The 21,101-nt window shown below is 47.4% G+C and carries 21 protein-coding genes; 13 read left to right on the forward strand and 8 right to left on the reverse strand.

The window, feature by feature from the left end; all coding sequences use genetic code 11:
- Nucleotides 1–49: 49 nt before the first annotated feature.
- Nucleotides 50–790 (reverse strand): 4-aminobenzoate synthase, encoded by a 741-nt coding sequence (locus tag C8R14_RS02625; RefSeq protein WP_011634603.1) that lies wholly within the window; start codon nucleotides 788–790, stop codon nucleotides 50–52.
- A 193-nt stretch (nucleotides 791–983) separates the two neighbouring features.
- On the opposite strand from C8R14_RS02625, the gene glyA reads away from it, so the two are divergent.
- From glyA to C8R14_RS02640, 3 genes are all read left to right on the forward strand, one after another.
- Nucleotides 984–2,234, forward strand: coding sequence for a serine hydroxymethyltransferase (glyA, locus tag C8R14_RS02630; RefSeq protein WP_074455302.1), 1,251 nt, complete (start codon nucleotides 984–986; stop codon nucleotides 2,232–2,234).
- Nucleotides 2,235–2,310: 76 nt separating this feature from the next.
- A complete protein-coding gene (gene nrdR / locus C8R14_RS02635; RefSeq protein WP_011634601.1) occupies nucleotides 2,311–2,793 on the forward strand; it encodes a transcriptional regulator NrdR in 483 nt (160 codons plus the stop codon).
- Nucleotides 2,794–2,830: 37 nt separating this feature from the next.
- The gene (locus C8R14_RS02640; RefSeq protein WP_258332325.1) at nucleotides 2,831–2,965 is read left to right on the forward strand and encodes a CstA-like transporter-associated (seleno)protein; all 135 of its coding nucleotides are present in this window, start codon (nucleotides 2,831–2,833) and stop codon (nucleotides 2,963–2,965) included.
- A gap of 56 nt (nucleotides 2,966–3,021) precedes the next feature.
- Here C8R14_RS02640 and C8R14_RS02645 read toward each other — a convergent pair whose 3' ends face one another.
- Complete coding sequence (locus tag C8R14_RS02645; protein ID WP_011634600.1) at nucleotides 3,022–4,425, reverse strand: surface carbohydrate biosynthesis protein; 1,404 nt, start codon at nucleotides 4,423–4,425, stop codon at nucleotides 3,022–3,024.
- A 141-nt stretch (nucleotides 4,426–4,566) separates the two neighbouring features.
- Entirely contained in the window at nucleotides 4,567–6,816 is a 2,250-nt protein-coding gene (locus C8R14_RS02650; RefSeq protein WP_011634599.1) for an N-acetylneuraminate synthase family protein, read from the reverse strand.
- Between the two features lie 317 nt (nucleotides 6,817–7,133).
- On the opposite strand from C8R14_RS02650, the gene C8R14_RS02655 reads away from it, so the two are divergent.
- The 3 genes from C8R14_RS02655 to C8R14_RS02665 are packed head-to-tail and all read left to right on the forward strand — an operon-like array spanning nucleotide 7,134 to nucleotide 9,666.
- Nucleotides 7,134–7,850: an acylneuraminate cytidylyltransferase family protein gene (locus tag C8R14_RS02655; RefSeq protein ID WP_011634598.1), complete on the forward strand. Its 717-nt coding sequence runs from the start codon at nucleotides 7,134–7,136 to the stop codon at nucleotides 7,848–7,850.
- The gene (locus C8R14_RS02660) at nucleotides 7,847–8,833 is read left to right on the forward strand and encodes a Gfo/Idh/MocA family protein (protein WP_011634597.1); all 987 of its coding nucleotides are present in this window, start codon (nucleotides 7,847–7,849) and stop codon (nucleotides 8,831–8,833) included. Before C8R14_RS02655 ends, C8R14_RS02660 begins: the two co-directional genes overlap by 4 nt.
- Nucleotides 8,830–9,666, forward strand: a complete 837-nt coding sequence (locus tag C8R14_RS02665) for an SDR family oxidoreductase (protein ID WP_011634596.1) — start codon at nucleotides 8,830–8,832, stop codon at nucleotides 9,664–9,666. Before C8R14_RS02660 ends, C8R14_RS02665 begins: the two co-directional genes overlap by 4 nt.
- Nucleotides 9,667–9,932: 266 nt before the next feature.
- On the opposite strand, the gene tyrS is transcribed toward C8R14_RS02665, so the two are convergent.
- Nucleotides 9,933–11,153 carry a tyrosine--tRNA ligase gene (gene tyrS, locus C8R14_RS02670; RefSeq protein WP_011634595.1) on the reverse strand — a complete coding sequence of 407 codons (1,221 nt, stop codon included), beginning with the start codon at nucleotides 11,151–11,153 and terminating at the stop codon, nucleotides 9,933–9,935.
- Between the two features lie 185 nt (nucleotides 11,154–11,338).
- On the opposite strand from tyrS, the gene C8R14_RS02675 reads away from it, so the two are divergent.
- A complete protein-coding gene (locus tag C8R14_RS02675) occupies nucleotides 11,339–12,577 on the forward strand; it encodes a M23 family metallopeptidase (protein WP_242500156.1) in 1,239 nt (412 codons plus the stop codon).
- A 35-nt stretch (nucleotides 12,578–12,612) separates the two neighbouring features.
- Nucleotides 12,613–13,704, forward strand: a complete 1,092-nt coding sequence (locus tag C8R14_RS02680) for an anhydro-N-acetylmuramic acid kinase (RefSeq protein ID WP_011634593.1) — start codon at nucleotides 12,613–12,615, stop codon at nucleotides 13,702–13,704.
- A gap of 8 nt (nucleotides 13,705–13,712) precedes the next feature.
- On the opposite strand, the gene erpA is transcribed toward C8R14_RS02680, so the two are convergent.
- The 3 genes from erpA to C8R14_RS02695 form a co-directional block, all read right to left on the reverse strand.
- Nucleotides 13,713–14,078 carry an iron-sulfur cluster insertion protein ErpA gene (gene erpA / locus C8R14_RS02685; protein WP_011634592.1) on the reverse strand — a complete coding sequence of 122 codons (366 nt, stop codon included), beginning with the start codon at nucleotides 14,076–14,078 and terminating at the stop codon, nucleotides 13,713–13,715.
- Nucleotides 14,079–14,266: 188 nt separating this feature from the next.
- Nucleotides 14,267–14,656, reverse strand: a complete 390-nt coding sequence (gene gloA, locus C8R14_RS02690; protein WP_011634591.1) for a lactoylglutathione lyase — start codon at nucleotides 14,654–14,656, stop codon at nucleotides 14,267–14,269.
- Nucleotides 14,656–14,844, reverse strand: coding sequence for a rubredoxin (locus C8R14_RS02695; RefSeq protein ID WP_011634590.1), 189 nt, complete (start codon nucleotides 14,842–14,844; stop codon nucleotides 14,656–14,658). The genes gloA and C8R14_RS02695 overlap by 1 nt, the downstream gene beginning before the upstream one ends.
- A 52-nt stretch (nucleotides 14,845–14,896) precedes the next feature.
- On the opposite strand from C8R14_RS02695, the gene thiD reads away from it, so the two are divergent.
- The 4 genes from thiD (at nucleotide 14,897) to C8R14_RS02715 (ending at nucleotide 18,618) form a co-directional block, all read left to right on the forward strand.
- Nucleotides 14,897–15,739 carry a bifunctional hydroxymethylpyrimidine kinase/phosphomethylpyrimidine kinase gene (gene thiD / locus C8R14_RS02700; protein ID WP_011634589.1) on the forward strand — a complete coding sequence of 281 codons (843 nt, stop codon included), beginning with the start codon at nucleotides 14,897–14,899 and terminating at the stop codon, nucleotides 15,737–15,739.
- Nucleotides 15,732–16,370, forward strand: coding sequence for a thiamine phosphate synthase (thiE, locus tag C8R14_RS02705; RefSeq protein WP_011634588.1), 639 nt, complete (start codon nucleotides 15,732–15,734; stop codon nucleotides 16,368–16,370). Before thiD ends, thiE begins: the two co-directional genes overlap by 8 nt.
- Nucleotides 16,371–16,406: 36 nt before the next feature.
- Nucleotides 16,407–17,690: a glutamate-1-semialdehyde 2,1-aminomutase gene (hemL, locus tag C8R14_RS02710; RefSeq protein ID WP_011634587.1), complete on the forward strand. Its 1,284-nt coding sequence runs from the start codon at nucleotides 16,407–16,409 to the stop codon at nucleotides 17,688–17,690.
- A gap of 184 nt (nucleotides 17,691–17,874) precedes the next feature.
- Nucleotides 17,875–18,618 carry an MlaA family lipoprotein gene (locus C8R14_RS02715; RefSeq protein ID WP_041353785.1) on the forward strand — a complete coding sequence of 248 codons (744 nt, stop codon included), beginning with the start codon at nucleotides 17,875–17,877 and terminating at the stop codon, nucleotides 18,616–18,618.
- A gap of 71 nt (nucleotides 18,619–18,689) precedes the next feature.
- Here C8R14_RS02715 and htpX read toward each other — a convergent pair whose 3' ends face one another.
- Entirely contained in the window at nucleotides 18,690–19,568 is an 879-nt protein-coding gene (htpX, locus tag C8R14_RS02720) for a protease HtpX (RefSeq protein WP_011634585.1), read from the reverse strand.
- Between the two features lie 316 nt (nucleotides 19,569–19,884).
- Between htpX and C8R14_RS02725 the strand changes: the two genes are divergently transcribed.
- A complete protein-coding gene (locus C8R14_RS02725; RefSeq protein ID WP_011634584.1) occupies nucleotides 19,885–21,039 on the forward strand; it encodes an NAD(P)/FAD-dependent oxidoreductase in 1,155 nt (384 codons plus the stop codon).
- Nucleotides 21,040–21,101: the final 62 nt, after the last annotated feature.

The raw sequence follows: 21,101 nt of genomic DNA on the forward strand, positions 1-21,101 counted from the left end.
CTGGGGATGATTGCCCGGCGTAAACTGTTGTAATCAGGCCAATATGGGATTAATGCAACGTAACTACTGCTTTTTCCTCGCAGATGAGATTGGCACAGTAATTTTCGTGAATACCATCCAGGAATTTCCACAGAGCATCACAAGCGCGGCGTGTGGCGGCCAGTACTTCGGCCTGTTTTTCCGGAGTATCAGCAAATCTTTCAATGATTGCCCATTCTGCTTGTGAATGGAAAATATCAGCTGTCTGGTGTACCGAGAAGAACTCATAATCCTCCGGATTTTTCATGTCATAGAATTTGGCCAGGCCGTCGATCTTGACAGCGGCAATATCAGGTACCTGGGATTCAAATGCATGTAATGCGGCCAATCCTGCATAAAAAGATTCGTTTATGCAGATGTCGCGAAAGGTTGAAACCAGATTTTCTGTTTCCGGCAATGCATCGGCTTTTGCCAGGCTGGCATCATTCGCGCCTAATGCAAAGGCAAATGCTTTCCACAGGGCAGGGTGATTTTTTTCTCCGTGTTCTTCATCGATCAGGTTTTTGAGGACCTCTTGACGCACGCTGATATCACCACAGTTTTCTTCGTTGTGAAAATGTGGGGTGTTGAAGTGAACTGCGCTGAGGTAGGTGGGTTCAGCCAATACATTATAAAAATATTGCTCAGCGTAGTGGCGCAGCTGCTCGCGGGTCAGCTTGCCTTCGGTCCAGGCGATGTAGAACGGATGTTGCAACAGATGCTTGCTTTGAATAATGGAATCAACTTGTTGTTTGAATATGTTTATAGCCATGAAAAGCTCCTGTTCAGAGTGGAATGAAATGTGATGCGCCGCTAATCATCGCCAATTCAGTAAATGAAGTCAATTTTATGCCAGAGAATTCTGTCGTTTTTGTACGCGTGGCATAGTAATAGAATTACGAAGTTTGCGCCGCGACGCGATGATAGAATAATCATTTTCCAATAAAAATCAGAGAGTAAATACTATGTTTTCAAAGAGTATGACGATTGAGCAGGTTGATCCGGATTTATGGCGAGCGATCCAGGGGGAGGTACAGCGGCAGGAAGATCATATCGAGCTGATTGCCTCGGAAAATTATGCCAGCCCGGCTGTTTTGCAGGCACAGGGCACTGTGCTGACCAACAAGTATGCCGAAGGATATCCGGGCAAGCGGTATTACGGAGGATGCAAGCATGTAGATATCGTCGAACAGCTTGCCATTGATCGCCTGCGGGCGCTGTTTAATGCCGAATACGTTAACGTGCAGCCGCATTCCGGTTCCCAGGCAAATGCTGCGGTTTATTTGTCCGCGCTGAAGCCGGGCGATACGCTTCTGGGGATGTCACTGGCGCATGGTGGCCATTTGACGCACGGCGCACCAGTCAATATGAGTGGCAAGATATTCAATTCAATTGCTTACGGTCTGGATCCTGAAACTGAAGAGATTGATTACACAGAGCTGGAGCAGCTTGCGCATGAGCATAAACCTCGCATGATCGTTGCTGGCGCATCTTCCTATGCACGAGTAATTGACTGGCAAGCTTTCCGCAAAATTGCCGACAACGTAGGTGCCTATCTGTTTGTGGACATGGCTCATTATGCAGGGCTGATTGCTGCCGGTTATTATCCCAATCCAGTGGGAATCGCCGATTTTGTTACCAGTACCACGCACAAAACACTACGTGGCCCGCGTGGTGGCGTGATCATGGCTAAGCCTGAGCATGAAAAAGCACTCAACTCAGCAGTTTTCCCGCAGACACAGGGTGGCCCACTGATGCATGTGATCGCGGCCAAGGCTGTGGCTTTCAAGGAGGCAGCCAGCCCGGCATTCAAGGATTATCAAAAGCAGGTAATCGAGAACGCGCGTGTCATGGCAAGAGTATTACAACAGCGCGGCTTGCGGATTGTATCCGGCCATACTGATTGCCATATGTTTCTGGTGGATTTACGCGCCAAAAATCTGACCGGAAGGGAGGCGGAGACTGCATTGGAAACCGCGCACATCACCGTCAATAAAAATGCAATTCCGAATGATCCGCAAAAACCGTTTGTAACCAGCGGTGTCCGAATTGGTACGCCGGCGATTACCACACGCGGATTTAAGGAACTTGAATCCGAGCAGCTTGCAAATCTGGTGGCAGATGTGTTGGAAGCTCCGACTAATGAGGCGGTGCTGGATCAGGTTGCCAGAGAAGCACAAGCTTTGTGTGCAAAATTTCCGGTGTATGGAAATTGATTATTTTGTCTTGTGCACCAGGTTTCTGTGTCGGCTATCCGGTTCCAGTTACCTGTAATTTTGGAGGTACAGAGCAATGCGATGCCCGTTCTGCGGTGCTGAAGATACCAGCGTAGTCGATTCGCGTGTCAGCGAAGAAGGTTCCAGGATCAGACGCAGGCGACAATGTACGGCCTGCGGAAAGCGCTTCACAACGTATGAAACAGTTGAGGTGCGTTTTCCACAGATTATCAAGCAGGGCGGTAATCGCGTTGAGTTCAACCGGGAAAAGCTCTACACCAGTTTTGCCCGGGCGTTACACAAGCGCCCGGTTCCGGTTGGGCAGGTAGATGCCGCAATAGAACGTATTCTGCAGAAACTATTGGGAGGCGGGGCACAAGAAATTTCATCGCGCACAATTGGTGAATGGGTCATGCAAGAGCTGTACAAGCTGGATAAGGTAGCCTACATCCGCTTTGCTTCTGTGTATAGAAGTTTTGAAGATGTAGGAGATTTTCAGGAGGTAATCCGGGAGGTTCAAGCCTCTCCATCAAGCCTGGACGATGAGCCACCAGGCTAACAAATGACCAAGAGAGATTATTATGATCAATCATCAAATGAATTACATCTCTGGAAGCCGTTTGCGCAAAAGTTTGCATCTGATGATGGGCGTGCCGGAGTATAGCGTCTATGTTGAACACATAAGCAGCGTGCATCCCGAACAGACGATCATCGTAAGAGAAACTTTTTGAGAATGTCTGGACGCACGTTATAGCAGCAGGGGCAGATTCTATCGCTACTACTGATCTCAATTGTTTATTTTGAACAAATGGCGTGAATGCTGTTTTACCTTGATGGTGTCGAAACGATTCAGTAAACTGCCAAACTGTGCAATTTTCTGTTCGATTTTTTCAACCTGGATTTCAGGAAAACGGTGATCGTGGTAAGACAGCCGGTTTGGTCCGGGACGACGCATATTCAATTGAGTCAGTGTGGCTTTGAGGTTTGCGAGTGCCCATCCTGTCAGATACGTTGGAGCAGAGCTGGCCGGTGGTTGAGACTGGCCGTAACCGCTTTCTTCTAGTACATCGATGATACGTTCGCATGCGAGACGGTCGCTTTGTGCTGCCAAATAGTAATCAATGAGCGCCTTGCGTTCTTTACCTCCAGCAGTGCCCAGATCACCGTTCAAGATTCGAGACAGGGTACCCTGGAGTTCGTTGAAATTGAATGACTGGTAACTCAGCCGGGTAGGCAGGCCCTGGAAATCGTAGTCGTAATATTCATTGAAAGTCGCAAGATAGGAAATGGCTGGAACTCCCAGAGCATAGGCTTCCAGACCAGTGGTACAGCCATTGTGCACCATTGTTTTCGAAGCCAGAAGCCAGGGGATGACATTGCCTTCGTTCGTGACCTTGACACGCTGGCATTGAGCAGCAATATCGTGATAAACCCGAAAATTTTCACTCGGGTGGGGCCGTACCACGATCGTTACATCCGGGAATGTCCGTTCCAGTGCCGGGATGAGTTGCTTGAAATCTTCCAGTATGGCTTTCTTGTGATGCCACAGGCCTTCGGCGAATTCTTCACTCATGCCGATCCCGGCCTGTCCGCGCCGGGATTTTTTATCTCCACCCTTTGTCGGAACGAACAGGCCGATACCGGGAATGAAAGGATTGACATCAGTGAAATTGGTGTTGATGAGAATGAAATCACCATACAAATTACGTAGACGCTCTACCTCTGCTGCGAAATAGGCGCGTATCTCGGGCCGCAGGATATCTCCGCGCGGATTTCCAGTCAGGTGAATAGGCAGATTCTCCGGAAATTGTGGATATTGTTGAAGCAGATCGATATTTTCCTGGCCCCAGGCAAAAACATGCGAAACATTTCTGATCGTAGTGGGAGATAACCGTAGCGTGTAATAAGTGTCGGCCGGCGGGTGGACCAGTGCTTCTTCTTCCCAGGCAACGATTTCATGTCCGAGCATGCGAATTATCCTGAACATGGAATTACTCAGACTGCGCATGCTTTTTGCTAGATAGATGCCGCGCGGTAGTGACGCGATTTCAAAATGAATAAAGGCCCGCGAGCCGATGATCACCGGAAACCCGCGCTCAGCTGCTACGCATGCCAGCAGGAGTTTTGCATCCAGTTCACGCACCTGGTTTTCGACAGGAATGATAAGAGTTGAAGCAGAAAGGGAAGCCATGGTTCGGTCAGATCGGAATAGGTTGGCAGTAGGGGCTTATGGAATCAGCAGGTAATTTACCTGGGAGAATTGATCATATATCAAATATTCGGAAGCCGAGAGGAATGATTATTACCAGCTTTGAATCGGTTCTGAATCTACCTAGAAACCGGTTTTTTCCAGAAACGCCAATGCTGACCAGAACCCTTCTCCTTTATTTTTATGGCCCTGCCAGATTTCAGGTATGAACTGTATTCCGGGAGCATGTTGGTTCAACTGATCGTGCAGCAAGGCGAAATCCACATCACCATGGCCAATCTGCACTCCTTCACCATCTATTCCCTTGGCATCGACTATGTGCAGATGGATAGTATGAGGCAGAACTTTCTTGAGGAATGCGCTGAAATCCCACTGATAATAGTTGCAGGCCATCATGGAGTGTGAAACGTCGAGGCAGATATGATGGCCAGTTTTCTCGCAAAATACCGCGATCTCATCCGGATCGACAAAGAGATTATGGTGACTCTGCCCCCCAAAGTGCCAGGGAAAAGGGGGCATGGTCTGAATGGCCAGTCGAATGGAATTCAGGTCGATTTCGCCCAGCGCTTTGGCCACCCTGTCGTAAAGTTTCGTGCGTGCTTCAACTGGCAGGAAATTCTGCGGTGACCAGCCTCCGGCATTGAGTACCAGTACCGGTCTGGGTGTCGACGGAAAATACTGACGCAACTCGCTCGCTACCGCTGTTGTACGTTTCAGTTCGGTAATGGAATGTGCCCGGTAATCTTCATCGTCGTTTGCCAGATCGAGAATATGATCACCAGCGAACAATTCCGGACTGTGCACGGCATAACCGATTGGCAATGGATCAGAGAAATAGTCAGAGAGCTTCACATCCAGATCGTGGTAACTCAGATGAAACTCAATGAAATCGATTTTCATTCCTTCGGTCAGTGCCTGGTAATCGTGATAACGTGCTGGGATTCCGTAGGGACGTGAAAAGGTATAGTGTTGTTTTTTAGCTGATTGTGGCGTGATATCTGTTTCAAAGAAGAAATCCCCGGCCTTAAAATCGTGCTGTGCCACTTTGCCTGCCAGCTCATCAATGCGATTGGGTTGCAGACCCTGCCCGGGGCTTTTCACCACGATCATGCTGCGTTTGATGAGTTGTCCTTGCGAAAGATCGCAATTGATTACCAGGCTTTTAGCCAGATTTTCACGATTGATCATTTCCCCCTGGGTCAGTGCCCGTTCACCACCTTGTCCCATGGCCTCTTCAATATTGCGAATCTGTTGCACCATTTCCGTAAATTCTGCTGGTAATAAACTGACTTTATGGTCATTGCCTTCCATACCACGGTTGACAGTAAAATGTTTTTCCACGATGCGCGCTCCAAGGGCAACGGCAGCCAGAGGCACCGCAAACCCGCGTTCATGGCCCGAATAGCCGACCACCGTACCTGCCAGCTGCTTTAAATGCGGCAGGTAGTTGAGGTTTACATCCTTGAAGGGGGCAGGATAGGTCGAATTGCAGTGCAGCAAGGCAAAGGGGGCACCCAACCGGCGCAGCAGACTCACCGAGCCCTTGATCTCTGCTTCTGAACTCATGCCCGTGGAGCAGATCAGCGGTTTACCTGTTTTAGCCAGCGCTTCCAGCATTTCATAGTTGGTAAAATCGGCTGAAGCCACTTTAAAGGCTTCCAGTCCGTATTCTTCCAATACACGGACACTCACCATATCCCAAGGCGTGCACAAGGGCAGAATATCCTGCTGCCTGCAATAATCGAATATCTGACAAAGTGCATCATGGCTCAACTGGAATTTATTGAGCAGATCCAGCGTGTATTGTGATCCCAGGTCATAACCCACCTCTGCATTCCTGCCCTGATTCGAATACAACGAGGAAAGATCACGCATCTGGAATTTGACACAATCGGCCCCGGCTTCCACCGCTAGGTTTACCAGTTCTTTCGCAAGGCCGATATCCCCATTATGATTGTTACCGACTTCGGCGATGATAAATGTGGGGTTTTGGTCGGCAATCAGGAAATCCCCGATCTGGAGCCCTGTAGCTGATTTTCGTGCCAGGGCGACAAAACGCCCTTGTTCGTCGATCAGCGGGATGATGTCGCGTTTGTGATCAAAATAGTCTGCAATCTGATTCTGGGATTCGGCAACGGGCCGGGCGATGAAATTACGATTCATCACATGATCGATCGGCAGATTCAGATCAAATTCGGTCGCCTGGGTCATCCAGCGTCGCACGTCACCGTCGCTGACTGCCCCGATTAATACGCCGTTATCCTGCACAACGAAAACGATCCGGGACTGGTTATCATTGATGTGTTTCAGGGCATCGAGAATACTATCCCCAGAAAAAACCAGATAGTCCTTGATCCTTTTTTCAATACGCATGCTGCAAATCCTGTTCGGTGAAGATTATGATTGCCGGGTCTGTATGACAGGGGATATAAAGAATTATACCGATGGAGTATGTCAATACTACTTGAGGCTTATGTGGTGATTTTCTTTTGAATGTAGATCTTGAATTGTAACCATTTTATGGTTCATGTGCAGCAGGCGTACTTCAACAGTAGAATTACCAGTCATTTTTACATTTATCAGTTGGAAGGCTGGTAGCCGGTTTGTAAAATACCAACTTGTGAATCATCAGAATTTGACTTCACCCATTTATTTGTTTATTTGATACCTGATTTGATAAATTTCAGCCAATGTTAATTTATTCCCTCATCCCCGCGCGAGGCGGGTCAAAAGCTGTTCCGCATAAAAATATCCGGTTTTTATGTGGCAAGCCGCTGATTGCCCATTCAATTGAAGTTTCGCTCAGATCACCTTCTATTCAGAGAACTTTTGTCAGCACCGATTCGAAGAAGATTGCAGAAATTGCAAGAAATGCCGGAGCGGAGGTTCCTTTTTTGAGACCGGTTGATCTGGCACAGGATGATACGCGGGATCTGCCGGTATTCCTGCATTTTTTGAGCTGGCTGGAGCAGCGCCATGTGCCTCTTCCTGATGCCATTTTCCAGTTTCGGCCCACTTCTCCTGCGCGCAGGGTTGAAAAAATAGAGGAAGCGGTCGGACTGCTGAAAAAACATCCAGATGCTGATTCCGTCCGTGGAGTGACCGAACCGGCGCAGAATCCTTACAAGATGTGGACCATCGGTAATGATGGTTTTATGCAGGCTCTGCTGAGTATTCCTGGTGTCCCGGAGCCTTTTAACGAACCAAGGCAGCGCTTACCCGAGGTTTACTGGCAGGTCGGTTATCTGGATCTGATACGTACCCGGACGATTCTGGAGAAGCAATCACTCACAGGTGCCCACATACTGCCATTGAAGATCGAAAGCGGGGATTCGATCGATATCGATGATGAATTCTCGTTCCAGCTCGCTGAATTTCTAATGGAAAAACGGGGGATCATCCGTTGAAGGCTCTGGTAGTCGGACTGGGCTCCATCGGAGTCAGGCATCTCAATAATCTGCATGCACTCGGGGTTCGGGAATTGGGCGCAGTGCGTACTCGCAATCTGCCACCTCCCGCACAGATCATTCCGGAAGATGTACAATTGTTTCAGAGCCTCGATCAGGCACTCAAACAAAACTTTGATCTGGTCGTGGTGGCCAATCCGACTTCATTACACCTGAAAACGCTTATCGAAGCGCTCAAGGCAGGGTGTCATGTCTATGTGGAAAAGCCTGTCGCGCACGAAAAACGGTATCTGTCCGGATTGACACGTTATGTTGATCCACGCGGATCTCGCGTACTGGTCGGCTGCCAGCTCAGGATGCATCCCGGATTACGGAAGATTGAGGCGTGGATGCGGGAAGGCAGATTGGGAAAAATCTATTCCGTACAGGTCGATCTAGGGGAATATCTGCCTGACTGGCATCCTTGGGAGGATTATCGGCAGAGTTATGCCGCACGGGCTGATCAGGGTGGAGGCGTCATACTTACACTGATCCATGAACTGGATTATTTATACTGGCTTTTCGGTAAGCCAAAACATGTCTTTGCTATTGGCGGACATCGAACCTCTTTGGAAGTGACGGCAGAAGATACCGCACTCATCTCGTTTGAAACGGAACAGGGGATCTGTGTTCAGCTTCGCATGGATTACTGGCGTAAACCACCGGTCCGGCATATGAATATCGTGGCTGAAAAAGGGATCGTTGACTGGGATTATCCTTCGCGTCTCACTACGCTGAAGCAGAATGGGCAGGTTGTGGAAGCAGTGGCTCTGGTGCCTTCCTGGGACCGGAATGAGCTTTTTCTGTCAATGATGCAAAAATTTATCGAAGGTATTCCCGGCGGATCGATTCCGCGAGTCACTTTACAGGAGGGTATGGATGTGCTGAATATAGCGCTTGCAGCCAGAAAATCTCTTCAGACCGGACGGCAGGTCAGATTATGAATCAACCTTACAAAGGTACCCCTTTCGATTTGACCGGCCGCGCGGTACTTATCAGCGGTGCAACCGGGCTTCTTGGCACGGAATTCGCGCTTGCAGCAGCTTCAGCTGGTGCGGACCTGGTACTGGGTGATCTGGATGGTGACAAGCTGAAATCATTGGAAAATGAAATAACTGCTTCATACCCGGATACACGAATCCTGGTGCGGACTCTGGATGTCACTTGTACGGATTCATGCCAGTCCATCGCGCAGTCATGTGAAAACTGGTTTGGCCGGCTCGATGCAGTGATCCACAGCGCTGCAATCGACCCAAAATTTGAGAAAGATTCTGATACTTCCCGTTTTTCAAAGTTTACTGAATTTCCTTTGGCACTTTGGCAGACGTCACTGGATGTTAATTTGACCGGTGCGTTTCAGCTGGCTCAGGCTACATGCCGCATCATGGAGAAATCCGGCAAGGGATCCATCGTTTTTCTTGGATCCAATTACGGTCTCGTTGGGCCGGATCAGCGTATCTACAAAAAGGCAGGGCAGGAGATACAGACGTATAAACCGGCAGTCTATTCGGTGTGTAAGGCAGGATTGCTGGGACTCACAAAATTTCTTGCCGCCTATTACATGTATACGTCGATTCGTATCAATCTGCTTACGCCCAGTGGAGTTTGGAACAAACATGACCCCGAGTTTATCGGTAGCTATTCGTCGCGAACCATTCTGGGACGTATGTCAGAAAAAGATGAGTATCGAGGAGCAATTATTTTTTTGCTTTCGGATGCATCCAGTTATATGACGGGTGCAAATCTGGTCATTGATGGAGGGTGGACAGCATTGTAGGTATTTCTCTGTATATCCATTTCAGTTATTTCTAGATTATCCTCCACACTACCCCGGTTTTCTTTTATTGATCCGAACCACATATATGCACAGCTAAATCTGCGATAGTTGGCATTTTGTACTTATTAATGAATTATTTGAGATGGCAGTAGAGAAATTAGTAGCACCGTTACAACCAAGTCTACATATTAATATTTTTCGGGGTGGATAAACAATGTTGTCATATAAGCTATATAGCTGGAATTGATTTTACAGAGAAGCAGATTTTATATGCCATCTTGATCGGGCAAAAGTATTATTTTTGCGAATTTCCTCTTCCCGACCTGGGCAATAACTGTCGTATTGACGGGAACAGTTTGGGTTTTGTCACTGACCTTGTTGCCATTGAGCTTTACGCCACCCTGTTCAATCATACGCAGGGCTTCACTGGTACTGGCGGTTAATCCAGTCAGCTTGAGCAGTTGAGGTGCAGCCAGCTCTGTGCCTTGAACATACAGTTTCTTTTCTGGAATATCATCAGGAATGGCACCTTTTCTGAAACGAGCATCAAAATCTTCTGTAGCTTGAATAGCAGCTGTTCGGCTATGAAAGCGCGCCACAATTTCCTGTGCAAACTGCACCTTGATGTCACGCGGATTTCGGCCTGCTTCCACTTCAAGCTGCCACTGGTGTATGGTGTCCAGTGATTCAAAAGACAGTAATTCGATGTAACGCCACATCAGGGTGTCGCTGATTGACATCAGCTTGCCGAACATTTCAGTAGGCGATTCATTAATACCGACATAGTTGTTGAGCGATTTCGACATTTTCTGGATACCATCCAGCCCTTCCAAAAGTGGCATGGTCAGTATGCACTGCGGAGATTGGCCGTAGTGCTTCTGTAATTCACGCCCTACCAGCAAATTGAATTTTTGATCAGTGCCGCCTAGTTCGAGATCGGTTTTCAGCGCTACTGAATCGTAACCCTGCACAAGCGGATAAAGAAATTCATGGATGGCGATCGGCCGATTCTCGTGATAGCGCTTGCTGAAATCATCCCGTTCAAGCATGCGTGCGACGGTATAAGTGGAGGCCAGTCTGACCAGGTCAGCTGCACTGAATTTATCCATCCAGGTTGAATTGAAAACCACCTCTGTTTGCTCAGGTTTAAGTATCTTGAATACCTGAGATGTGTAGGTTTCTGCATTTTGTGCAATCTGCTCACATGTCAGCGGTGGGCGCGTGGCGTTTTTGCCGCTGGGGTCGCCGATCATTCCAGTAAAGTCACCAATCAGGAACAGGATATGGTGGCCAAGCTCCTGAAGCTGGCGCAGTTTGTTCAGCAGAACGGTATGCCCCAAGTGCAGATCCGGTGCGGTAGGATCAAAGCCGGCTTTGATCCTTAGGGGTTGATTTTTGGTGAGTTTTTGTGTGAGTTCTTCCTCAATCAGCAGCTCCTGACAGCCCCGTTTGATTACTTGAAGTTGATGAATAATTGACTCAGACACGGCCAGCCAGTAAAAAATCAGTCGTCATTATATTTATGCTTTTCCGTGTTAGACTTGAAAAATTTCCAACAGACGAATAGGAGTGATGGCATTTGATTTACTACCAGTCACCTCGTAAAAGAAAAAGCATTCTAGCGCAAAAACTCACTGTTTTCGCACAAAAAAAGGTACGTTGGATCACCATCTTGTCCAGTTTACCGTTATTCGGGATGGTTACCGCTTTTGGAATTGTCCCCGATTCCTCCTTTCAGGAAATACCCAATAAAAAAATAGTTCGTGCCTTGCCATTGCCGGAAGAGTTTGCATCTTCTGATCCTGAAATGACTTTCTGGCATCAGGAAAGTATACGTCGGGGAGATACCATTTCGGCGATTCTTGCTCGTCTTGAAATCAGTCAAAAAGACAAGAATCGCTTTCTAGATACTGTCCGGGGGAGTCGGGCGATGAGCCAGCTTAAGCCGGGGGAAATCATTCATGCGGAAACCCGGCCGAACGGAGAATTGTTAACACTGCGCTACTTTTACGGAAATGGTGAGCAGTTTCAGGTCGAAAAAATCGATGGGACATTTGAGCTGAACGAGCAGTCAGCTGAAGGTGATACGCGTGTCCTGGTGGGTTCGGGAGTGATCAGTTCATCATTGTTTGCAGCCGTTGACAAGGCTGACTTACCGAGCACAATCGCCTCCCAGATGATTGATATATTTTCCAGTAGTATTGATTTTCACCGTGATGTCCGAAAGGGTGATCGTTTTACGGTTGTTTATGAATCCGCACAGGATGAAAGCGGGAAAACACAAGTCGGGCGTGTGCTTGCGGTAGAGTTTTTCAACAAGGAGAAATCCAGGCGCGCTGTCTATTTTCGGCCACCGGGTGAGGAGGGCGGTTATTATACGCCAGAGGGAGAAAGTCTGAGCAAACCATTTCTGATGGCACCTTTAAAGTTTTCCCGGATCAGTTCTGGGTTTACTCATGCGCGCTACCATCCCATCTTGAAACGCTGGCGAGCCCACAGAGGGATTGACTATGCTGCTCCGACCGGAACACCCGTGATGGCGACAGCAAATGGTACTGTTGAGTTTAAAGGCAAGCAGAGTGGCTATGGTAATCTGATTATACTCAAGCATGATGCTCAATACAGCTCTGCATATGGCCATTTATCGGGCTTTAATAGAAAATTGCAGAAAGGAATGCGCGTCAAACAAGGCGATATTATTGGCTTTGTTGGATCGACCGGGATGGCGACCGGCCCCCACCTTCATTATGAGTTGCGGGTAAACGGGGTTCAGCGCGACCCTTCTAAAATCGTAATGCCAGCAGCACAGCCCGTCAGTAAAAAATATTATTCGGCTTTTCACAGACAAACCAGGGAACTAACTTCCCGGCTTGATTTGCTGCGCAATACCAGCTTTGCTGCATTGAACTGATTCAGCCTGGATAGTCGTCTATAAAGTCAGGTGAAATGTATTACATCGGCATTATGTCAGGTACCAGTTTGGATGGTGTCGATGCAGTACTGGTAAATTTCTCCGGATCGTCATTTTCACTCATTGATACCTGTTATGTTCCTTACGATCCGTTTCTTCAGGCGGAATTATTAGGCCTGAATCAGAGCGGTGAAAATGAATTACATCGCGCGGCTTTATCAGGTAATCGATTATCAAGGTTATATGCAGAAGCGGTGGTGTGCTTGCTTGAAAAAGCCAAGGTTGATTCCGGAGGGATTGTGGCGATCGGCTGTCATGGACAAACCATCAGACATTGTCCACAATCGGAGTATATGTATAGTATCCAGCTGGTGAACGGCGCTCTGCTGGCGGAGTTGACAGATATTACTGTTGTAACGGATTTCAGGAATCGTGATATTGCTGCCAACGGGCAGGGGGCGCCACTGGTTCCTGCATTTCATCAGCAGATGTTTTCTCACTCGGATGTTCATCGTCTAATCATTAATATTGGCGGAATTGCCAATATTACCAGCCTGCCTGTTAAAAATAGCGTAAGTGGTTTTGACTGCGGCCCCGGAAATATGTTGATGGATGCTTGGTGCTTGCAGCATACAGGCGAGCGCTATGATCAAAACGGATTATGGGCAAAGTCAGGCAAAGTGATTGACTACCTGCTGAAAGATCTGTTGAGTTTTCCGTATTTCTCAATGCCGCCCCCTAAAAGTACAGGCAGGGAGACATTCGATCTTAATTGGTTGCTGTCTTATTTGACAGGTAAGGAAGCTGCACAGGATGTTCAATCCACGTTACTGCAACTGACTGTACAGACAATTGCCGACTCGATACGAGCTTACTATCCAACAGCCCGTGAACTCTATTTGTGTGGGGGAGGGGCGCATAATGAGACCCTTGTTGCTCGGCTACAGCAGGAATTACAAGATCGCGAGATCAGGAAAACCGATGTGTTAGGTATCGATGCTGATTGGGTGGAGGCGTGTGCATTTGCATGGCTGGCGCGACAATCAATTGAACGCACTCCTGGAAATCTTCCCGCCGTGACCGGCGCAACCGGTAGGCGGGTACTGGGCGCGATTTATCCTGCCTGAAAATTCTTTCAGACCGAGAATGAGGAGCCACATCCACAGGTACTGGCTGCAGCTGGATTCTTGATGACAAATTGTGCACCCTGGGCATTTTCCTGATAATCGATTTCCGCTCCCAGCAGATATTGAACGCTCATTGAATCCACCAGGAGCCTAACTCCTTGCTTTTCTATTACAAAGTCATCTTCATTGATAATTTCATCAAATGTAAAACCGTATTGAAATCCGGAGCATCCCCCTCCGCTGACGAAAACTCTCAGTTTGAGTGCCTGGTTTGCTTCTTCTTCAATCAGTTCTTTTACCTTGCTGGCAGCGCTATCGGTAAAAAATAACGGGGGTTGAACTGTATTTGCTTCTTCATGGGTTATCGTGTTCATTTTATTCACTTATTTATGTAACTGATTATTCTGATATTAAGCGATTACTGCTGCTTTGGTGGTTCTGAAATTTATCTGTACCCTCTTTGCCAGACAGCAAACTGAGGATTATGTTCAGCATAGACTGTAAGTATCGTTTTGAATGGCTGAGCACTATGCTACAGCCAAGCTCCCCATGGCAACATCAGTTACACTGTTTTCTTTTGAATAAATTCAATCTTGTAACCATCCGGATCTTCTATGAAAGCAATCACGGTAGTTCCATGTTTCATCGGTCCAGCCTCTCGCGTGACGCGACCTCCCAGGTTTCTGACCTTTTCACAGGCTTCGTAGGCATTGTCTACTTCGATTGCAATGTGTCCAAAACCTGTTCCGAGATCATAATGGTCGATTTCCCAATTATGCGTCAGCTCCAGAACGGTACCTTCCGCTTCACTTTGATAACCGACGAATGCCAATGTGAACTTTCCTTCTGGGTAATCCTTACGGCGCAGAATTTGCATTCCGAGGACATCGGTGTAAAACTGGATCGAACGCTCCAGATTACCTACTCTCAACATGGTATGAAGAATGCGCATTATATTTTCACCATTTCAAAATCTTCTTTTCGTGCACCACATTCCGGGCAAGTCCAGTTCATGGGAATATCTTCCCAGCGGGTTCCGGCAGGAATACCATCTTGTGGCCATCCTTCTGCTTCATCGTATATAAAGCCACAAATCATGCACATATAACGGTAATAATCCTGGTTACTTTCTGTAGTCATAATAGATAAGTAGATTTGCTTAAGTTAAAATAACATTTTACGGTATTAATGCATGTCACTACCACCTCCAATTGTACTATCCTTCGCTGCCAGTGACCCAAGCGGGGGCGCCGGTATTCAGGCGGATATACTGACTCTTGCCGGAATGGGCTGTCATCCACTCACTGTACTCACAGCCGTAACTGTCCAGGATACAACCGGTGTCGAGGACATATTTGTGATGGATGCTGAATGGGTCATTGATCAGGCAAGAACCGTGTTGCAAGATATGCCGGTACAAGCATTCAAGATTGGGATGCTGGGCAGTGTTGAAATTGTCGCAGCTATTGCTGAAGTTATATCGGATTATCCGGATATTCCACTGGTACTTGATCCAGTACTGGCTTCCAGTCGTGGCGACATGTTTGCCAATGAAGAAGTAATTTCTGCCATGCGTGAGATGTTATTTTCCCAGGCGACAATTATTACCCCTAACAGTTTTGAGGCCAGGCGTATTGCGCTTGATCACGAAGATGATCCGGAAATACTGGGTTTGAAGCAAAGTGCAGATCAATTGTTGCAATGGGGTTGCAGTTACGTGCTTATCAAGGGAGCTCATGAAAATACACCGCAAGTGGTTAACGTACTTTACGATGTCAATGGTATCGTCCGGTCCGATGCATGGCAGCGCTTGCCTGGATCGTTTCATGGCTCAGGGTGCACCTTGTCATCCGCAATAGCGGCTTCACTTGCTCATGGTATGTCAATTACGGACAGCGTCTACGAGGCACAGGAATTTACTTGGCATACGCTCAAGGCAGGCTTCCGCCCCGGAATGGGACAATATATACCAGACAGATTTTTTTGGATGGAAAGTGATAATTTGGAAGAGGAAGCCGGCGGCTCCGATGATTGATCCTCCTATGGATCGGATTAAGGTGAGCGGCCTTTATGCAATCACGCCTGATATTGAAAATATCGATCGGCTGTGTGAGATGGCTTATCACGTATTGGCTGGCGGCGTAAGCTGGCTTCAGTACAGGAATAAAAAGGCCAACAGTCGGCTGCGATTGATGCAGGCCCTGGAAATTCATCTTCTCTGCAAGCAGTTTCAAGTTCCCCTGATTATTAATGATCATATGGATTTAGTCATGGAGATCGATGCCGAAGGTTTGCACGTGGGTGGAGAAGATACTTCTGTGGCGGCAGCTAGACACTATCTCGGTCGGAATAAAATCATTGGCGTCTCCTGCTACAATCAGCTCAGTCATGCAATTGAAGCTGAAAAGGCGGGAGCAGATTATGTTGCATTTGGTGCTTTTTATCCGTCAATGACTAAAGTTGATGCATATCAGGCGCCGATTCATCTGCTTGATGCTGCAAAAAAAACGTTGAATATTCCCATTGTGGCAATCGGCGGCATCAATCTGGACAATGCCGAGGCGCTGATTGCCCGTGGATGTGATGCCGTTGCTGTCAGTCAGGCGCTGTTCAGCGCACAAGATATCCAATCTGCTGCCCGGCATTTTTCAAAGCTATTCTGTTGAACCATCAATTTCGATAACTTTTAAGCAAATATTCCAATGACGATCACTAATCAACAATTGTTCGAGCGCTCCAGGCAATACATTCCGGGAGGCGTTAATTCACCAGTACGTGCTTTTAAATCCGTAGGAGGTACGCCTATTTTTTTTCAGCGCGGGCAGGGTGCTTGTTTCTGGGATGTGGAAGGAAAATCCTATATTGATTACGTTGGATCATGGGGGCCGCTTATTCTCGGGCATGCGCACCCCGATGTTGTCAGGGCCGTTCAGGATGCGGCAAGCCGTGGTACCTCTTTTGGTGCTCCAACGGCAGCAGAGCTGGAAATAGCCGAATTGTTATGTCGGTTGTTGCCTTCCCTGGAACTGGTACGGTTGGTAAGTTCCGGCACAGAGGCTGGAATGAGTGCCATTCGGCTCGCGCGTGGTTATACCGGCAGAAACCGGATTATCAAGTTTGAAGGTTGCTATCACGGGCACGATGATGCCTTGCTGGTTAAAGCAGGTTCAGGCGCATTGACTTTCGGCCATCCCAGTTCAGCAGGGGTTCCCGCTGAAACAGCAGGAAATACTCTGGTATTGAACTATAACGATGTTGCCGGAGTGGAAGCAACCTTCAGCAAACTGGGTTCTGAAATTGCCGCTGTGATCGTCGAACCAGTGGCGGGCAATATGAATTTGATTAAGGCAACCCCCCAGTTTCTGGAAACATTACGCACACTATGTACAAAGCATAGCAGTTTGCTGATTCTGGATGAGGTGATGACAGGTTTCCGCGTTGGACTGGAATGTGCCCAAGGGCTATATGGCATCAGGCCAGATCTAACCATTCTAGGGAAAGTAATCGGTGGGGGGTTACCCATGGCAGCGTTTGGTGGACGACGTGATGTGATGGAATGCCTTGCGCCATTGGGACCCGTGTATCAAGCAGGTACACTTTCCGGCAATCCAGTTGCAGTTGCTGCCGGGTTGGAAACTTTGCGTCAAGTACAGACGCCTGGTTTTTTTGACAAGTTGTCAATGATGACACGTAAGTTAACAGACGGCCTGACTTCTGTCGCCATAAAAAATGGCGTGGTGTTTAGTGCACAGGCAGTGGGTGGAATGTTTGGAATTTATTTCAGGAAAACACCGCCAGTAAGTTTTACAGAAATAATGGAGAGTGACCGTGATGCGTTTAACCGTTTTTTTCATACCATGCTGAAAGAGGGTATTTATTTTGCACCCTCAGCTTTCGAAGCAGGCTTCGTTTCTGCTGCGCACGGGGATGTGGAAATTGACAAAACACTGGAAGCAGCTGATCGGGTTTTCAGTCAAAAAGCGTAAGAGATACCAAAGAGTGCAATTCACGACATATAAATAAAAGATTCAATTCGTGAGGTTGGGTGCCGTTTATATTTTTCCAATCGGCTTGTTGCGATTCTTGTATTCGTGACAAAATGTCAAATTCATAATAAAGAATAATTAACGAATTATGGTTGTTTGCTCTCTTTATTTCCGAAAATTTTTCGTGATTCTGTCATTAGGCAGCGCACTGTCAGGTTGTGCTACCACGGATAACCGGCACGATCCTTTGGAATCCATGAACCGCGCAATATTTTCATTTAATGAAAAGCTTGATGAAATTGTGGTGGAGCCTGTTGCCAGGGGGTATCAGCGATTTCTACCATCTCCACTCAGAATGATTGTTGGAAACTTCTTTTCCAATCTTGATGATGTTGTCATTGTTGCGAACTCCCTGCTGCAGCTGAAATTTATGGACGCAATGGCGAGTACAACACGTGTAGTGATTAACACAACCTTTGGGATGTTGGGAGCTATTGATCTGGCCAGTGATATCACTCAGGTGAGCGATATTGACATCAATAAGCGCAATGAAGATTTTGGCCAAACATTGGGTTTTTATGGTGTTGGTAGCGGACCCTATCTTGTATTGCCGATACTAGGGCCCAGTACTGTAAGGGATGCAGTTGGGCTTGGTGTGGATAGCACGTTCATTCATCCTGCGCGAGCTATTTATACCGGCTTTGATCTGCTGACTGTGCGTATGCCTGTTGCTACTATGGAATTTATCGATAGGCGTGAGCAGTTGCTGGATCTGGATAAGACGCTGGAGGAAGCTTCGCTGGATAAGTACGAGTTTGTACGCGATGCTTATTTACAGAGGCGTGATAGCCTGATTCAAAACAACGGTACTTCATCTGCGGAAGAGTCAGTGGATTTTGATGACGAGGAAATAATCATTGATGATTGATTCAATAAGATGGTTATTTACATTTTTGCCGGGGCTGGTGTAAGGATTCACCAGCCCCGGCTGCTCTATCATCAGGCAGATTGTAATGCCTGGATGCGCTCTTCCAGAGGGGGGTGTGACATAAACAGACGCCCAATCTGGCTCTTTTGTCCAGAGATTCCAAAAGCAGCGATCTTATCTGGCAAATGAGATGGCTCATATTCCTGTTGCAATCGCCGCAGTGCGGCAACCATTTTATTTCTTCCGGAAAGCTGTGCACTCCCGGCATCTGCGCGGAATTCACGCTGACGACTGAACCACATCACAATTATCGTGGCGAGTATGCCCAGTACCAGTTGTGCGACAAGGCTGGTAACGAAATAGGCGGGGCCATGTCCTTCTTCCGTTCTGAAGACAGCGCGATCAATTACATGGCCGATGATACGGGAGAGGAAAATCACAAATGTATTCACCACGCCCTGAATCAATGCCAGCGTTACCATGTCGCCATTGGCAATATGACTGACTTCATGAGCCAGTACCGCTTCAGCCTCATCACGACTCATTTTTTGCAGCAATCCTGAGCTGACTGCTACCAACGCATTGTTTCTATTCATTCCTGTTGCGAATGCATTAATATCGGGTGAATCGTAAATGGCCACTTCAGGCATACCCACGCCAGCTGCTTTGGCCTGCCGGCGGACAGTTTCTACCAGCCAACCTTCGGTGGAATTTGAAGGAATTTCAATGACCGTGGCACCAGTCATGTGCTTGGCACTCCATTTGGACATGGCAAGCGAAATGAGCGAACCGCCAAATCCTATTACAGCCGATAAAACCAGTAGAGCATTAAAATTTAATCCACTGCCTTCAGCATCCAGTATGCGGTCAACACCGAGCAAACGCAGGGTTATACTCAGCATTACCAGTATGGCCAAGTTCGTTACAATAAAAAGAAAAATCCGTTTCATTATCCTCTTCCTTCAGGTTTATTAGTACACGTGTCTGATTTTGAATGTAATAAAAAACAATCGTTCAAAGCAAACCGATATATGGTGACATATTTCACAACATCAAGTGTCGGGATAAGGTATTTCTATGTAATGTAATCCTATATGTCGCTGGAATTTTTGGGGTTAAGGTACAATAAAAAGCCAAGGTACGTGCGGGTTGTCGCGTGGTTGCGAAATCCTGAAGGGTGGGAATGCTTGTGTGAATTCGGTTGTTCGCTGGTTTGGGCGAAAAGAAAGGAGATAAATTGATTGTGATCAAACAGGGTATATCAATATGAGTCAATTGCCTGTCGTAGTTATAGGAAGCGGGTTGGCGGGTTATACGGTTGTACGCGAGCTGCGGAGACTGGATTCTGCCGTGCCAATCACTCTCTTATCTGCCGATCATGGCGGTTTTTATTCAAAGCCTATGTTATCCAATGCTTTGGCAACAGGTAAAACACCTGATTCCATTCTGAGTGCGAGCTCAGAACAGATGTCCGGACAACTGGGTATCACAGTGCAGCCTTATACGCGCGTCGATACACTTGATGTGGCTGCGAATAATGTTTATTTCGAAAATGGTACGCAGCTGACTTATGGTCGGCTCGTATTGGCGCTGGGAGCTGATCCGATGCGCCTGCCGATACCTGGAAGCGGTGCGGATGATATGCTATCCATTAATGATCTGGATGATTACCGGAGATTTCGTGAGAACCTGGAAAATAAGCGTCATGTCGCTATACTGGGCGCCGGCTTGATTGGTTGCGAGTTTGCCAACGATCTTGTAGTAAAAGGCTATCAGGTAAGCGTCTTTGACTTGAGTCCGCAACCATTAGGTCGGTTGCTTCCTTCCGAAGCCGGACACTTTTTCCGTGAGAAATTGTCAACGGCAGGTGTTAAATTTCTGCTCGGTACAACTGTTGAGAAGATAAGCAAGGAGAATGGATATTATCATTTATATTACAAAGGAGGTGGAGTTGTTCAGGCCGATATGGTGCTGTCTGCCATTGGTTTGAAGCCACGTACTGGTTTAGCTGAGGCAGCAGGAATTCAGATCAATCGTGGAATTACGGTTGATCGTTATTTACAGTCCAGTATTCAGAATATCTATGCCTTGGGTGATTGTGCAGAAGTGGCCGGGAAAGTATTACCTTTTATTCTGCCAATTTCGCATGCTGGTCGAGCTCTGGCTGCAACAATTGCCGGTAACCAGACATTACTGCGCTACCCGGCGATGCCGGTAATGGTCAAAACACCTGCCTGCCCGGCGGTTATCTCGCCTCCCGATCCTGGGGTAGAAGGTGAGTGGAAAATTCAAACTGTTGAGAATGGCATGAAAGCTTTGTATCAGGATGAAGCTGGTAATTTACATGGTTTTGCCTTGCTGGGAACGGCAACAAATGAACGTAATGCTTTGGTTGCCCTTCTGCCGCCCGTATTGGCTTAGGAAATTATTGGTACTAATCTGTGGTAATAAAGCTTGTGTATCCAAATGATATTCAGGCCTGC

Origin of the sequence: Nitrosomonas eutropha (assembly GCF_003201195.1) — a bacterium.
GTDB lineage: Bacteria > Pseudomonadota > Gammaproteobacteria > Burkholderiales > Nitrosomonadaceae > Nitrosomonas > Nitrosomonas eutropha.